This window comes from Methylobacterium litchii (genome assembly GCF_038442315.1).
Classification (GTDB): Bacteria; Pseudomonadota; Alphaproteobacteria; order Rhizobiales; family Beijerinckiaceae; genus Methylobacterium; species Methylobacterium litchii.
The window spans coordinates 176,858-188,799 of record NZ_JBBXMY010000006.1 but is presented as its reverse complement, the minus strand read 5'-3'; the positions used below and the strand labels follow the sequence as shown (position 1 = coordinate 188,799).

Annotated in this window: 12 protein-coding genes and 1 pseudogene; 8 read left to right on the top strand and 5 right to left on the bottom strand. The window is 71.3% G+C overall.

The window, feature by feature from the left end:
- Window positions 1-23 precede the first annotated feature (23 nt).
- Together AAHF99_RS13630 and AAHF99_RS13625 are read left to right on the top strand one after the other, a co-directional pair.
- A complete protein-coding gene (locus AAHF99_RS13630; RefSeq protein ID WP_342164903.1) occupies window positions 24-1,505 on the top strand; it encodes a M81 family metallopeptidase in 1,482 nt (493 codons plus the stop codon).
- Entirely contained in the window at window positions 1,502-2,632 is a 1,131-nt protein-coding gene (locus AAHF99_RS13625) for a M20/M25/M40 family metallo-hydrolase (RefSeq protein WP_342164902.1), read from the top strand. Before AAHF99_RS13630 ends, AAHF99_RS13625 begins: the two co-directional genes overlap by 4 nt.
- Window positions 2,633-2,635: 3 nt before the next feature.
- Here the strand turns inward: AAHF99_RS13625 and AAHF99_RS13620 are convergent, their stop codons facing one another.
- Window positions 2,636-4,033: an amidase family protein gene (locus AAHF99_RS13620; protein WP_342164901.1), complete on the bottom strand. Its 1,398-nt coding sequence runs from the start codon at window positions 4,031-4,033 to the stop codon at window positions 2,636-2,638.
- A 313-nt stretch (window positions 4,034-4,346) separates the two neighbouring features.
- Here AAHF99_RS13620 and AAHF99_RS13615 point away from each other — a divergent pair, with 313 nt between their 5' ends.
- Window positions 4,347-4,505, top strand: coding sequence for a hypothetical protein (locus tag AAHF99_RS13615; RefSeq protein ID WP_342164900.1), 159 nt, complete (start codon window positions 4,347-4,349; stop codon window positions 4,503-4,505).
- Between the two features lie 3 nt (window positions 4,506-4,508).
- On the opposite strand, the gene AAHF99_RS13610 is transcribed toward AAHF99_RS13615, so the two are convergent.
- Together AAHF99_RS13610 and AAHF99_RS13605 are read right to left on the bottom strand one after the other, a co-directional pair.
- Window positions 4,509-5,435, bottom strand: coding sequence for a metallophosphoesterase family protein (locus tag AAHF99_RS13610; protein WP_342165012.1), 927 nt, complete (start codon window positions 5,433-5,435; stop codon window positions 4,509-4,511).
- A gap of 57 nt (window positions 5,436-5,492) precedes the next feature.
- A pseudogene (locus AAHF99_RS13605) lies at window positions 5,493-5,987 on the bottom strand (VIT1/CCC1 transporter family protein); the annotation flags it as partial.
- A 229-nt stretch (window positions 5,988-6,216) separates the two neighbouring features.
- On the opposite strand from AAHF99_RS13605, the gene AAHF99_RS13600 reads away from it, so the two are divergent.
- From AAHF99_RS13600 to lpxK, 3 genes are read left to right on the top strand one after another with little or no spacing between them, the layout of a single operon-like run.
- Window positions 6,217-7,008 (top strand): lysophospholipid acyltransferase family protein, encoded by a 792-nt coding sequence (locus AAHF99_RS13600; protein ID WP_342164899.1) that lies wholly within the window; start codon window positions 6,217-6,219, stop codon window positions 7,006-7,008.
- Window positions 7,005-8,324 carry a 3-deoxy-D-manno-octulosonic acid transferase gene (locus tag AAHF99_RS13595; protein ID WP_342164898.1) on the top strand — a complete coding sequence of 440 codons (1,320 nt, stop codon included), beginning with the start codon at window positions 7,005-7,007 and terminating at the stop codon, window positions 8,322-8,324. Before AAHF99_RS13600 ends, AAHF99_RS13595 begins: the two co-directional genes overlap by 4 nt.
- The gene (gene lpxK, locus AAHF99_RS13590) at window positions 8,324-9,316 is read left to right on the top strand and encodes a tetraacyldisaccharide 4'-kinase (RefSeq protein WP_342164896.1); all 993 of its coding nucleotides are present in this window, start codon (window positions 8,324-8,326) and stop codon (window positions 9,314-9,316) included. Before AAHF99_RS13595 ends, lpxK begins: the two co-directional genes overlap by 1 nt.
- Before the next feature lie 40 nt (window positions 9,317-9,356).
- On the opposite strand, the gene AAHF99_RS13585 is transcribed toward lpxK, so the two are convergent.
- Entirely contained in the window at window positions 9,357-9,575 is a 219-nt protein-coding gene (locus AAHF99_RS13585; protein ID WP_243954064.1) for a DUF2093 domain-containing protein, read from the bottom strand.
- 49 nt (window positions 9,576-9,624) lie between these two features.
- Window positions 9,625-10,611 carry a bifunctional riboflavin kinase/FAD synthetase gene (locus tag AAHF99_RS13580; RefSeq protein ID WP_342164894.1) on the bottom strand — a complete coding sequence of 329 codons (987 nt, stop codon included), beginning with the start codon at window positions 10,609-10,611 and terminating at the stop codon, window positions 9,625-9,627.
- Between the two features lie 243 nt (window positions 10,612-10,854).
- Here AAHF99_RS13580 and AAHF99_RS13575 point away from each other — a divergent pair, with 243 nt between their 5' ends.
- Window positions 10,855-11,238 (top strand): response regulator, encoded by a 384-nt coding sequence (locus AAHF99_RS13575; protein ID WP_243954062.1) that lies wholly within the window; start codon window positions 10,855-10,857, stop codon window positions 11,236-11,238.
- Between the two features lie 104 nt (window positions 11,239-11,342).
- Window positions 11,343-11,879: a protein phosphatase CheZ gene (locus AAHF99_RS13570; protein WP_342164893.1), complete on the top strand. Its 537-nt coding sequence runs from the start codon at window positions 11,343-11,345 to the stop codon at window positions 11,877-11,879.
- Window positions 11,880-11,942: the final 63 nt, after the last annotated feature.

Sequence of the window (11,942 nt, the reverse complement as noted above, 5' to 3'; positions counted from 1 at the left end):
CGGAAAGACGCGAAGGATAAGTCTTGAAGATCTTCATCGCCGGCCTTGCGACCGAAACCAACACCTTTGCCCCGCTGCCGACCGGCCGCGCGGCGTTCCTGGCCGATTACTCCCGCCGCGACGGCACGCGCGCCCCGCCCTCCCTCAGCAATATCGGCCTGAAGGCGTGGCGCGAGATGGCCGAGGCCGACGGCCACGAGGTTTCCGAAAGCATCTCGACCTTCGCCCAGCCCGGCGGGATCACCCTGCGCGACGTCTATGAAGAGTTGCGCGACACCCTGCTCGATGACCTCCGCGCCGCGATGCCGGTCCAGGCCGTGCTGCTCTTCATGCACGGGGCGATGGTGGCCGAGGGCTACGACGATTGCGAGGGCGACACGGTGGAGCGGGTCCGCGCCCTGGTCGGACCCGACGTGACCATCGGCGTCGAACTCGACCTGCATTGCCACCTCACGGAGACGCTGCGGCGCGAGGCCGACGTGGTGGTGATCTACAAGGAATACCCCCACACCGACATCGTGGACCGCGCCCGCGACCTCTATCCGCTCGTCGTCGCCACCGTCGAAAAGCGCATCCGTCCGGTCATGGCCTATGGCGATTGCCGGATGGTCAGCATGTGGAAGACCACCCGCGAGCCCATCGCCGGCTTCGTGCGCCGGATGCTCGACTTGGAGGGTCACGACGGCATCCTGTCCGTCTCCTTCGGCCACGGCTTTCCTTACGCCGATGTGGCCGATGTCGGGGCGAAGATGCTCGTCGTGGCTGATGGCGACATGGCGAAGGCCCAGGCGCTCGCCAACAAACTCGCCGCCGAGATCTGGGCGATGCGGGTGGAAGCCTCGACCGCCTTCGACAGCATCGACGCCGCCCTCGACGCGGCGCTGGCCTCCGACGATCCCCGGCCGATGGTGCTGGCCGACACCGCTGACAATGCGGGCGCCGGTGCGCCCTCCGACAACACGGCGATCCTCGCCCGTCTCGTCGCCCGCCAGGAGAAGGGCGCGGCGCTCGGCATGATCTGGGACCCCGGCGCGGTCGGTATCTGCCACGAGGCCGGGCTCGGCGCGACCTTCGACCTGCGGGTCGGCGGCAAGTGCGGCGTCACCTCCGGCGATCCAGTGGACCTGCGCGTCACCGTGCGCGGCCTCTCGGACGATCACAGCCAGGGCGGGTTGAGCGGCGGGCGGGCCACGCTCGGCCCGGCCGCCTGGGTCGAGGCGGACGGCATTCACCTCGTCCTCACCCACAAGCGCCAGCAGCCCTTCGCGCCGGACGCCTTCACCGGCCTCGGTTTGACCCTCGACGACAAGCGCATCGTGGTGGTGAAGTCGATGCAGCACTTCTATGCCGGCTTCGTCCCCATCGCCTCCGCCGTGCGCTACGTCGCGGCGCCCGGCGCGGTGCCGCCCGATTACGGGGCGATTCCCTATACGAAGCGCGACCCGAATTTCTGGCCGCGCGTGGACGACCCCTTTGCCGGCTCGGCCCCGGAGGCTGCCCGATGACCCGTGACCTGCACTTCGCCCCCGAGGCCCTGCTCGCGCAACTGCGCGCCTGGGTCGAATGCGAGAGCCCGACCTACGATGCGGGTGCGGTCAACCGCATGATGGCGCTCGCCGCCCGCGACCTCGCGCTGCTCGGCGCGCAGGTGGAGACGATCCCCGGCCGAATGGGCCTCGGCGATTGCGTGCGGGCGCGCTTCCCGCACCCGAAGAGCAACGAGAAGGGCATCCTCGTCCTCGGTCATCTGGACACGGTCCATCCCGTGGGCACTCTCGCGCGCCTGCCCTGGCGGGTAGAGGGCAACCGCGCCTACGGGCCGGGCATCCTCGACATGAAGGGCGGCAACGTCATCGCGGTCGCCGCGCTCCGCGCCCTGATCGCAGCCGGGGCGCAGACGCCCCTGCCGGTGACGGTGCTGTTCACCAGCGACGAGGAAATCGGCAGCCCCGCCACCCGCGACCTGATCGAGGCCGAGGCGTCGCGGCATTCCTACGTGCTCGTGCCGGAGCCCGGCCAGCCCGGCGACGGGGTGGTGACGGGCCGCTACGCCATCGCCCGGTTCGATCTGGAGGCGGTCGGCCGGCCGAGCCATGCGGGCTCCTCGCCGGGCGAGGGGCGCTCCGCCATCCGTGCGATGGCCCGCAAGGTGCTTACCATCGACTCCCTATCGGACGCCGATTGCACGGTCTCGACGGGCATCGTCTCCGGCGGGATGTGGGTGAATTGCGTGCCGACCCTGTGCCGGGGGCAGGCGCTCAGCATGGCGAAGCGCCAAGCGGACCTCGACCGGGTGGTCGAGCGGATGCTCGCCCTTTCCGGCGAGGAGGACGGCGTGCGCTTCACCGTGAGCCGGGGCGTCACGCGGCCGGTCTGGGAGCCGGATGCGGGGACGCTCGCCCTCTACGCCCTGGCGAAGGACCTCGCGGCCGAGGCCGGTGTCGTGCTCACCCATTGCAGCGCGGGCGGCGGCTCGGACGGCAACTTCACCGGGGCCATGGGCATCCCGACCCTCGACGGGCTGGGCGTGCTCGGCCACGGCTATCACACCCTGGACGAGCACGTTCTCATCGACTCCCTGCCGAGCCGGGCGGCGCTCTTCGCCGGCCTGCTGATGCGCCTCGGCGCCTGAGGCTCAGGCGCCCGCCGGGTCCACCGGCATCGGCGGGACGCCCCCGGCTTCGATGGCCTCGCCCGCCGCGAGGCACAGATCCTCCCGGAAGCGGCCGGCGACCACCTGCACGCCGACCGGACTCCGCCCGACGAGCCCGGTCGTGACCGTAAGCGCGGGGATGCCGAGCGGCGCCAGGGCGACCTGAAGCAATTGCGCCTCGAAGGCGCGGGCGATGCCCTCCGGCGTCCGGTCGAGCCCGTCCGGGAAGGGCAACTCGCCGGAGACGGGCACGAGCAGCACCGGGTTCTCGGCCAGGAACACAGACCATTGCCGGGCGAGGGTCGCCCGGCGGGTCAGCGCCTGGGTGATCGCGTCGGGCCATAGGGCCTCGGCCCGCGGGCGGAAGGCGTCGAGGAGACCGATGGCCGCCGGATCGCCCTCCCGCTCGGCCGCCGCGCGGACGGCGGCGAAGCCGTCCCCGAGCCAGAGGGTCAACTGGATGTCGTTCGCCTCGCGCAGCGGCGGCGTGTCGGCGATCTCCTCGACCTGCCAGCCGGCGGCTTCCAGGCGCCGGGCCGCGTCGCGCAAAGCCGCCTCGACCTCCGGCACGATGGCGAGGCCCCCCGGCCGCAGGCACAGGGCGACCTTGCGCGGCGCGGGCGGGCCTTCGAGGGGCGCGGGCACCCACCAGGGATCGCGCGGATCCGGCGCGGCCATGGCGGCGAGGCCGAGGCGGACATCCGCGATGCTGCGCGCGAGCGGGCCAGACACCGCCATGAGCTGCGGGCCGATCCCGCGCTCGGGGGAGGAGGCGTTCCAGGCGGGGATGCGGCCGAAACTTGGGCGCAGGCCGTGGACTCCGCAGGCATAGGCCGGGTAGCGCACCGAGCCGGCGATGTCGGTGCCGTGGGCGATGGCGCCGATGCCCGCCGCTACGGCGGAGCCCGCCCCGCCGGAGGAGCCGCCCGGCGTCAGGCCGGGATCGCGCGGGTTCTTGGTCTCGCCGTGTAGGCTGTTGGTGGTGAACCAGCGCAGCGAGAAGGCCGGCGTGTTGGTGCGCCCGAGCAGCACCGCCCCCGCCCGCCGGAGGTTGGCGACGACGGGGCTGTCGTCCTTCGCGACGAGGTCCTTCTGTAGGCGCAGGCCGTTGGTGGTGGCAAAGCCCCGCTGGTCGGCGTTGACCTTGGTCGTCACCGGCACCCCGGCGAGCGGCCCCAGCGCCTCGCCCCGCGCGCGGGCGGCATCCACCGCCTCCGCGTCGGCCAGTACCTCCTCAGGCCGGTAATCGACCACGGCGTTCAACGCGCCGTTGACCGCCGCGAGGCGATCCAGGGCGTCGGCGGCCACCTCCCGGGCGGATACGTCGCCGGCTCGGATGCGATTCGCGAGGTCCGTCGCGGACAGGCGCCAGAGTTCCATGAATCGACCTCGATTGACCTGAACTTGCGTGATTCGGGATCCGTTGAACCGGCTAAATTCGCTTCCGACCGACTTATACAAAATGCATCGATACTGCCGTCATTTTAGGCATCGGCAGGATTGCGAGACCGCTCAACGTTTTCCCGCACTGCACATTCCCTGCCATCGGTACTTCACCACAGGCCGGTCTTGCGTCCAAGCGGCGCATGCCTAACCTCGGCTCAGATGCGCGTCCGACCTGGGCGTCGGCCCAGAACGGGTTCGGCATCCCATGACCCCTGCGGCAGCTTTCTCCAGCAAGAGGCAGGTTTCCATGTCCGAAGCCATTCGCGTCAAGCCGACTCACGACGGCACCTACACGGTCTATCGCGGCAACCTCGCCCTGGTCAGCGGGCTCACCCGCGCCCAGGCCGAACGCTACGAGGCCAGCATCGCCCGGATGCAGGCCCCGGTCCTCGCCAGCGCCGGCTGAGCCCTAAACTGACAGGGTCGCGCCCGGCCCCAGATCGAGGGGGCCGAGATCGGCCATGGACCCGGCGGCGTCGAGGCCGCGCCGCCGGGCCGCGATGGCGTAGCCGTCGTTCACCCGCGCGATGTCGTAGAGCATGTAGCCCGCCCGGCGGGCCGGTACTGCGCCGTGCCCATCCGGCAGGGCCGAGGCAGAGGGCACGCCCACTACCGGGACCATGCGCCCGCCCGGCCCGGCGATGCGGGCGAGGCTCGCGATGTGGTTGTGGCCGTGCAGGATCAGGTTCGCGCCGACCCGGCCGATCATCGCCGTGAAGGCGGCGGCGTCCTTCAGTTCACGCCCCGGCGAGGCACCGCCCGGATGGGGCGGATGGTGGATCATCACCACCCGGCAGGGCCGCCCCGGCTCGGTGGCCAGCGCCCGCAGCAGGGTTTCCGCCGCCGCGAGTTGCGGCGGGCCGAGGCGCCCGCTCGCCACGAAGGGCTTCGTCGGGATGGCGCTCGACAGGCCGATCAGCGCCAGGGGGCCCCGCCGCCTGAGATAGGGGAAATGGGCCTGCGTGCCCGAATCGTCCGCCGTGTAGGCGCCGCAGGCGTCGAGCAGCCCCTCCAGCGAGCCGCGCACATAGGCGTCGTGGTTGCCGGGCACGAGGCTCACGTCCTCGGGCGGACCGAGCGCTCCCATGAAGGAGTGGGCGGTCGCCCATTCGCTCGGCAGGCCGATGTTGCAGAGGTCGCCCGTGCAGGCGATGTGCCCCGCCCCCTGCGCCCGCAGGTCCGTGACGAGGAGCGACAGGGTCGCCATGTCGTGGCTGCGCGAGCGGCCCCGGCGCCAGTTGGCGTAGCCGGTGGCGCGCTTGCCGAACAACTGGCTGAGGCGCGGTCGGCCGAGGGGGCCGACATGCGGGTCGCTGAGATGCGCGAGGCGGAAGATCAAGGCGAGGGGGCGCTCCGGACTTCGCCCCCGGCATCGCGGCGCCGGGCGCCGCCGTCAAGCGCTGCCGATAAGGATCCCGGTCACGAGGACGAGCACGCCGCCGAACATCACCTGCAGGGCCGCCCGCCAGAACGGCGTGGCCATGTAGCGGGTGCGGATGCCCGCGATCACCACCAGCTCGACCACCACGACCGCCACCGCGAGGGTGGTGGCGAAGACGAAGGCGTTGGGCCAGCCCGGCGGCAGGGTGTCGGGGATCGCGTAGGGCAAGGTGTGGCCGAGGCCGCCGAGCGTCGTCATCACCCCGCAGACGAGGCCGCGCATCAGAGGGCTGCCCCGCCCGGTCACGCTGCCGTCGTCCGACAGGGCTTCCGTGAAGCCCATGCTGATTCCCGCCCCCACCGAGGCTGCGAGCCCGACGAGGAAGGTCGACCAATTGTGGCCCGTGGCGAAGGCGGCGGCGAAGATCGGCGCCAGGGTGGAGACCGACCCGTCGATCAGCCCCGCGAGGCCGGGCTGGACATAGCGCAGCACGAGATCGCGCCGCGCCTCGGCCAGTGCCGTCGCCGCATCGTCCACCACCATCGCCATCGCCGCCCCCTTCCTGGAACAGTTCCAATCTACAGTTTGTAATCGTTCAAAACAAGCGGTGACACGCCTTTGTGAGTCGTGTGCGCGATGGCTCTTCCCCTCTTGGGATGAGCGATTGTCTGGCTTGGGCGGCTTGAACCGAGCCGGCTCGCGGGGCTATGCCGCCGGGCCTGACACGCGGGCCGTGATGAGTTTCTTCAAGCGCCTCCTTCGACAGCCGCTGGTGAAGCGGGCGCTTGGGCGTCTCGCCGCCGGCTATCTGCGCTTCGTCCGCGCCACCAACCGCTTCACCATGGAGACGGGCGCGGGGTTCGCGGGCGACTTGCAAGCCGCGAATGCATGGCTCGACGCGCAATTGCCCGCCATCTTCGGCATGTGGCACGGCCAGCACATCCAGATGCCGCTGATGATGCGCGCCACCGACCGCGTCGCGACGATCATCTCCCGCAACCCGGACGGCGACATCAACACCATCGCCCTCGAACGCCTCGGCGTGCGGGTGATGCGCGCCTCCGGGGCCCGTGGCCGGCGGCGGACGGCCGATGCCCGCTCCAAGGGCGGGGCGGAGGGTCTGCGCGCCATGCTCAAGGCCCTGAAGGCCGGCGAATGCGTCGCCTTCAGCGCCGACGTGCCGAAGGTGACGCGGCGCTGCGATGCCGGCATCCTCACCCTGGCGCGGTTCTCGGGGCGGCCCATCGTGCCCTCGGCGGTGGTGATGAGCCGCCATATCCGCTTCGGCTCCTGGGACCGCGCCTGCCTCGCCCTGCCCTTCGGCCGGGCGGCGGTCGTGCTGGGCGATCCGGTCTTCGTGCCCCGCGAGTGCGAGGGCGAGGCGTTCGAGCGCCTGCGCCTCCTCGTCGAGACGGAGATGGACCGGGTCCATGCCCGCGCCTACGCGCTGGTCGGGCGGCCTGACCGCGCCGCCTATTACGGGCAGAGCGTCGCCCCGGCGGCCGCCATGCCGGAGGTCGCCGTATGAGGCCGGCCCCGCTGACCCTGCCCCTGCGGCTCTACCGCACCGGCCTGCGCGTCGGCGAGCCAGCCGTGGCGGGGCTGCTCGCGTGGCGTGCCCGTCGCGGGAAGGAGGATCCGCGCCGGCTCGGTGAGCGGCGCGGCCTGCCGGGCCGGGCCCGTCCGGTCGGCCCGCTCGTATGGATGCACGGCGCGAGCGTCGGTGAGGTCCTGTCCCTCGTCGCCCTGGTGGAGGGCATGATCGCCCGCCGCTACTCGGTGCTCGTCACCACCGGAACCCGCACCGCCGCCGACCTGATCGGCGCACGCCTGCCGCCCGGCGCGGTGCATCAATACATGCCCCTCGACGCGCCCCGCTGGATCGAGCGCTTCCTCGACCATTGGCAGCCCGACATCGCCGTGGTGGCCGAATCGGAGATCTGGCCGAACACCATCGTCGCCCTGGACGAACGCGACATCCCGCTGATCCTCGTGAACGGGCGGATGTCCGAGCGCTCCTTCCGGGGCTGGGAGCGTGCGAAGCGCACGGCGGCGGCGCTCCTGTCGCGGATCGCCGTCTGCCTCGCGCAGACGGAGGAGGACGGCGCCCGCTTCGCCCAACTCGGCGCCCCGCGCGTCTCCATCGCCGGGAACCTGAAGTTCGACGCGCCGGTCCCGCCCGTGGACCCGCAGCAACTGAACTACCTCCGGCCGATGCTGACCGGGCGTCCGGTCTGGCTGGCGGCGAGCACGCATCCCGGCGAAGAGGCGGCCATCGCCCACGCCCATGCGGAGCTGAAGGGCCGGTTCCCGAACCTCCTGACGGTGCTCGCCCCCCGCCATCCCGGCCGGGGCGCCGAGGCTGCCGCCTGCGCCACCGCCGCCGGCCTGCGTAGCGCCCGGCGTTCGGCGGGGGGGCGCCCGCATCCGGGCGTCGACCTCTACGTCGCGGACACGATCGGCGAACTTGGCCTGTTCTACCGGCTCAGCCCTCTCGTCTTCGTCGGCGGATCGCTGGTGCCGCGCGGCGGACAGAACCCCATCGAGCCGGTGCGCCTCGACGCGGCGGTGCTGCACGGGCCGCATACGGGCAATTTCGTGCAGATCTACGATGCCCTCGACCGGGCGGGCGGTGCGGCCCTCGTCGCCAATGGCGCGGAACTCGCCGATTCCGTCGGGCGGCTGCTCGACGATCCGGCACGCCTCGCGACGATGGCCGAGGCGGGCCACGCTGCCCTGCAGCCCTTCGAGGGCGCGGTGGCGCGCACCCTGGCGGTGCTCGATCCATTCGTGGCGCAGATGAAGCTGCAGGGGCTGCACCCGGCGGCGCGCGGCCGGGCCTGATGCGCCCGCCCGGCTTCTGGCAGGCCGGGCCTCGCCATCCCGTGGCGCGGCTGCTCTCACCCCTCGGCGCACTCTACGGTGCGGCCGGCGCCCGCCGCATGGACAGGCCGGGCGCGCACGCCCCCTGCCCCGTGATCTGCCTCGGCAACTTCACCCTCGGCGGGGCCGGCAAGACACCTTCGGCGCTGGCCGTGGCGGCGATCCTGCGCGACCTCGGCGCCTCGCCCGTCTTCCTCAGCCGGGGCTATGGCGGACGCCTCCCCGGTCCCGTACGTGTCGCGCCCGCGGTGCACCGGGCCGCCGATGTGGGCGACGAACCGCTCCTTCTCGCCCGCGCCGCGCCCGCCGTGATCGCCCGCGACCGCCCGGCCGGGGCCGCCCTGTGTCGCAGCCTCGGCGCCACCGCCATCGTGATGGATGACGGGTTGCAGAACCCGAGCCTCGCGAAGGATCTCTCCTTCGCCGTGGTCGATGCCGCCGCCGGAAACGGCAACGGCCACGTCTTCCCCGCCGGCCCCCTGCGCGTGCCGCTGCAGCGGCAATGGCCGCATGTCGGCGGAGTGATCCTGATCGGCGAGGGTGCGGCGGGTGAGGCCGTGGCCGCGCAGGCGATGGCGCGGGGGCTGCCCGTCCACCGGGCGCGGCTCGTGCCGGAGCGGGCCAACCTCGCGGGAGGGCGCTGGCTGGCCTTCGCCGGGATCGGGCGGCCGGAGAAATTCTTCGCGACGCTCCGTGACCAGGACGCCGTACTGGCAGCGACCCACGCCTTCCCGGACCATCATCCCTATCGCGACAGCGACCTCGCGCGGCTCACGGCGGACGCGGACCGCCTCGGCGCGCGGCTCATCACGACGGAGAAGGACGCCGTCCGCCTGCCGAAGGATGTTCTGGCGCGGGTCGCCATGCTGACGGTCAGGCTCGTCTTCGTCGAGCCCGAGCCGTTGCGGCGGCAACTGGCCGCCGCCCTGTCATCGTCGCCGGAAACCCGTTGAAGTTGAACCTTGAGTTTCCGGTGCAACCCGTTGGCGCTGCTTACGGACGGCCGTATTCCTTCAAGCGCTGCATGAGCGCCTCAGGCGTGGCGTAGGCCTCCTGCTTCGCGACACTCCAATAGCGGAGATTGTCGAGGGGGATCGCGTCCCCTGTCACCGCGCAGCGCACGAAGGCGCCGGGCTTCACCACCCGCATCGTGCCGTCGCCGTAGGAGACGACCGCCTCACCCGAATTTCCCCGATCCAAACGGCCCAGCACGTCACGCCTCCGACGACAATTCGCGCCCTTCTATACCCGTCCCGCGCGTTCAGGCGAGCATAGTCGGCACGGCATCCGCCGCGAGGAGCCGCTTCGCCTCGGCGGCGTCGAGATGCATCCGCGCGATGAGGTCGTCGGCGCTGGCGAAGCGCTCCTCGCCCCGGATGTAGGCCACGAACTCCACGGCCAGTTCCTGGCCGTAGAGGTCACCCGCGAAGTCGAACAGATTCACTTCGAGAAGCGGCGCGCCGTCATCGAAGGTCGGGCGACGGCCGTAGCTCGCCACCCCGTTCTTGATCGTGCCGTCCGGCAGCTTGATGCGCACGGCGTAGATGCCGTGGGCGAGGGCGCAATCGGCGAGCATCAGGTTCGCGGTGGGGTAGCCCAGGATGCGTCCGCGCTTGTCGCCGTGGCGGACCTCGGCCGTCACAAACCAGCGGTAGCCGAGCAGCGCGTTCGCCCGCGCCACGTCCCCGTCGGCGAGCGCATTGCGGATCTTGCTGGACGACACCGGCTCCTCCTCCCCCGACAGGGCCACGGGATCCACGAGGCGGCAGGTGAGCCCCGCCTCGCGGCACAGATCGCGCAGCAGGGACGGCGAGCCCTCGCGCGCGCGGCCGAAATGGAAGTCGTGACCCACCACCACGCCCGACAGGCCGAGGCCGTCGCGCAGGAAATCCATCACGAAGGCGCGAGCGCTCGTCCCCGCGAGAGCGGCGTCGAAGCGCCGGACGATCAGCCCGTCGAGGCCGCTATGGGCGAAGAGGATCTCCTTCGCGTGCTGCCCGGTCAGCCGGAACATCGGCGCGTCGGGGCGGAAGAAGGCACGGGGATGGGGCTCGAAGGTGAGGGCCACGGCGGGGTGGTCGCCCGCCCTCGCCTCCTCGCGCACGGCAGTCGCCAGCGCCCTGTGGCCACGGTGTACGCCGTCGAAATTGCCGATCGCCGCCACGGCTCCACGCAGGGCGGCCGGCACGGGCTCGTCCACACGGCAGAGGTGGAAGGGCCGCGCGGTCGTGTCGTCGCCTGAGGCCATCGGATCTGGGATCGAAACTCGCGAGAGCGCGGGAAGGCCGGGGCGCCCGCCCGGGCCCCGACGCGGCCGGACCCTGCCGAAACGGGCCGAGCCGGTCAAGCGAGCTCTCTTCGACCGCTTTAACGCCTTTGCAACGCGGTCGGCGCTAGGGTCACAACAGGTTCCGCACGGTCCTTCCGGCGGACACGACAATCCAACGATCCGGGATTTCAATCTCCCGGGTGACTTCGGAGCATTTGGTTCATGGCTCTCGACCTGAGCATGCCGATCCTCGTCGTCGATGATTATCAGACGATGGTCCGCATTATCCGCAACCTGCTGAAGCAGCTCGGCTTCGAAGAGGTGGACGACGCCTCCGACGGGACGGCCGCCCTCGCCCGGATGAAAGGCCGTAAGTACGGTCTCGTCATCTCGGACTGGAACATGGAGCCGATGACCGGCTACGAGCTCCTGCGCCATGTCCGCGCCGACGAGGCGCTGCGCACGACGCCGTTCATCATGGTCACCGCCGAGTCGAAGACCGAGAACGTCATCGCCGCCAAGAAGGCGGGCGTGAACAACTACATCGTGAAGCCGTTCAACGCGGCCACGCTGAAGTCGAAGATCGAAGCCGTCTGCGGCAGCTGACGGCCCCGCCGGGGTGCGACGGCGGATCCGCCGCGTGCCCCCGGCAAGACTGCGGGGGGGACGGGCGGGTCACAGAAGGTGGTCCGGCACTCGAGGTAGATCAGATGTCTGACGCGCTGCGGAGACAATCCGCCGATATCCGAGAGTTCGAATCGACCGCCGTGGTCTCCGAACTGATCCAGATCGCCGAATACATCACGCATATGCGCGAGGAGATCGCGGCCCTGCGTGCCAATGAGATGACCCGCGACCGGATCCCCATGGCGCATGAGGAGCTGGGCAGCGTCCTCGCCGCCACGGCGGGCGCCACCAACCGGATCATGGCCGCCGCCGAGTCGATCCTGAACCTGCCGGACGGTCCTGCGTCGCGCCCCGACCTCGAGGAGCATGTCGGGACGATCTTCGAGGCCTGTGCCTTTCAGGACATCACCGGCCAGCGCATCTCCAAGGTGGTGAGCGCCCTGCAGAGCTTCGAGCAGCGGCTCGACCGCTTCATCGGCGCCGTCCGGGCGCGGGATGCCGCCATCTCCGACCCGGCCGAGCGCGCCCGTCGCGAGCGGGCCGCCGAGCTGATGCTCAACGGGCCGCAGGCGGAGGAGATCGCCACTAGCCAGGACGACATCGACGCCCTCTTCGCCTGACGGTCGACTCCGGCGCCGGGAGACGGTTACACCGTCACCGGGCCGGGTTCGGACGGTGTGAGG

Bases quoted from the DNA above. Each gene is read 5' to 3' on its own strand.
- AAHF99_RS13625 (WP_342164902.1), top strand. From the start codon at position 1,502: ATGACCCGTGACCTGCACTTCGCCCCCGAGGCCCTGCTCGCGCAACTG.
- AAHF99_RS13620 (WP_342164901.1), bottom strand. From the start codon at position 4,033: ATGGAACTCTGGCGCCTGTCCGCGACGGACCTCGCGAATCGCATCCGA.
- AAHF99_RS13615 (WP_342164900.1), top strand. From the start codon at position 4,347: ATGTCCGAAGCCATTCGCGTCAAGCCGACTCACGACGGCACCTACACG.
- AAHF99_RS13600 (WP_342164899.1), top strand. From the start codon at position 6,217: ATGAGTTTCTTCAAGCGCCTCCTTCGACAGCCGCTGGTGAAGCGGGCG.
- AAHF99_RS13595 (WP_342164898.1), top strand. From the start codon at position 7,005: ATGAGGCCGGCCCCGCTGACCCTGCCCCTGCGGCTCTACCGCACCGGC.
- lpxK (WP_342164896.1), top strand. From the start codon at position 8,324: ATGCGCCCGCCCGGCTTCTGGCAGGCCGGGCCTCGCCATCCCGTGGCG.
- AAHF99_RS13580 (WP_342164894.1), bottom strand. From the start codon at position 10,611: ATGGCCTCAGGCGACGACACGACCGCGCGGCCCTTCCACCTCTGCCGT.
- AAHF99_RS13575 (WP_243954062.1), top strand. From the start codon at position 10,855: ATGGCTCTCGACCTGAGCATGCCGATCCTCGTCGTCGATGATTATCAG.
- AAHF99_RS13570 (WP_342164893.1), top strand. From the start codon at position 11,343: ATGTCTGACGCGCTGCGGAGACAATCCGCCGATATCCGAGAGTTCGAA.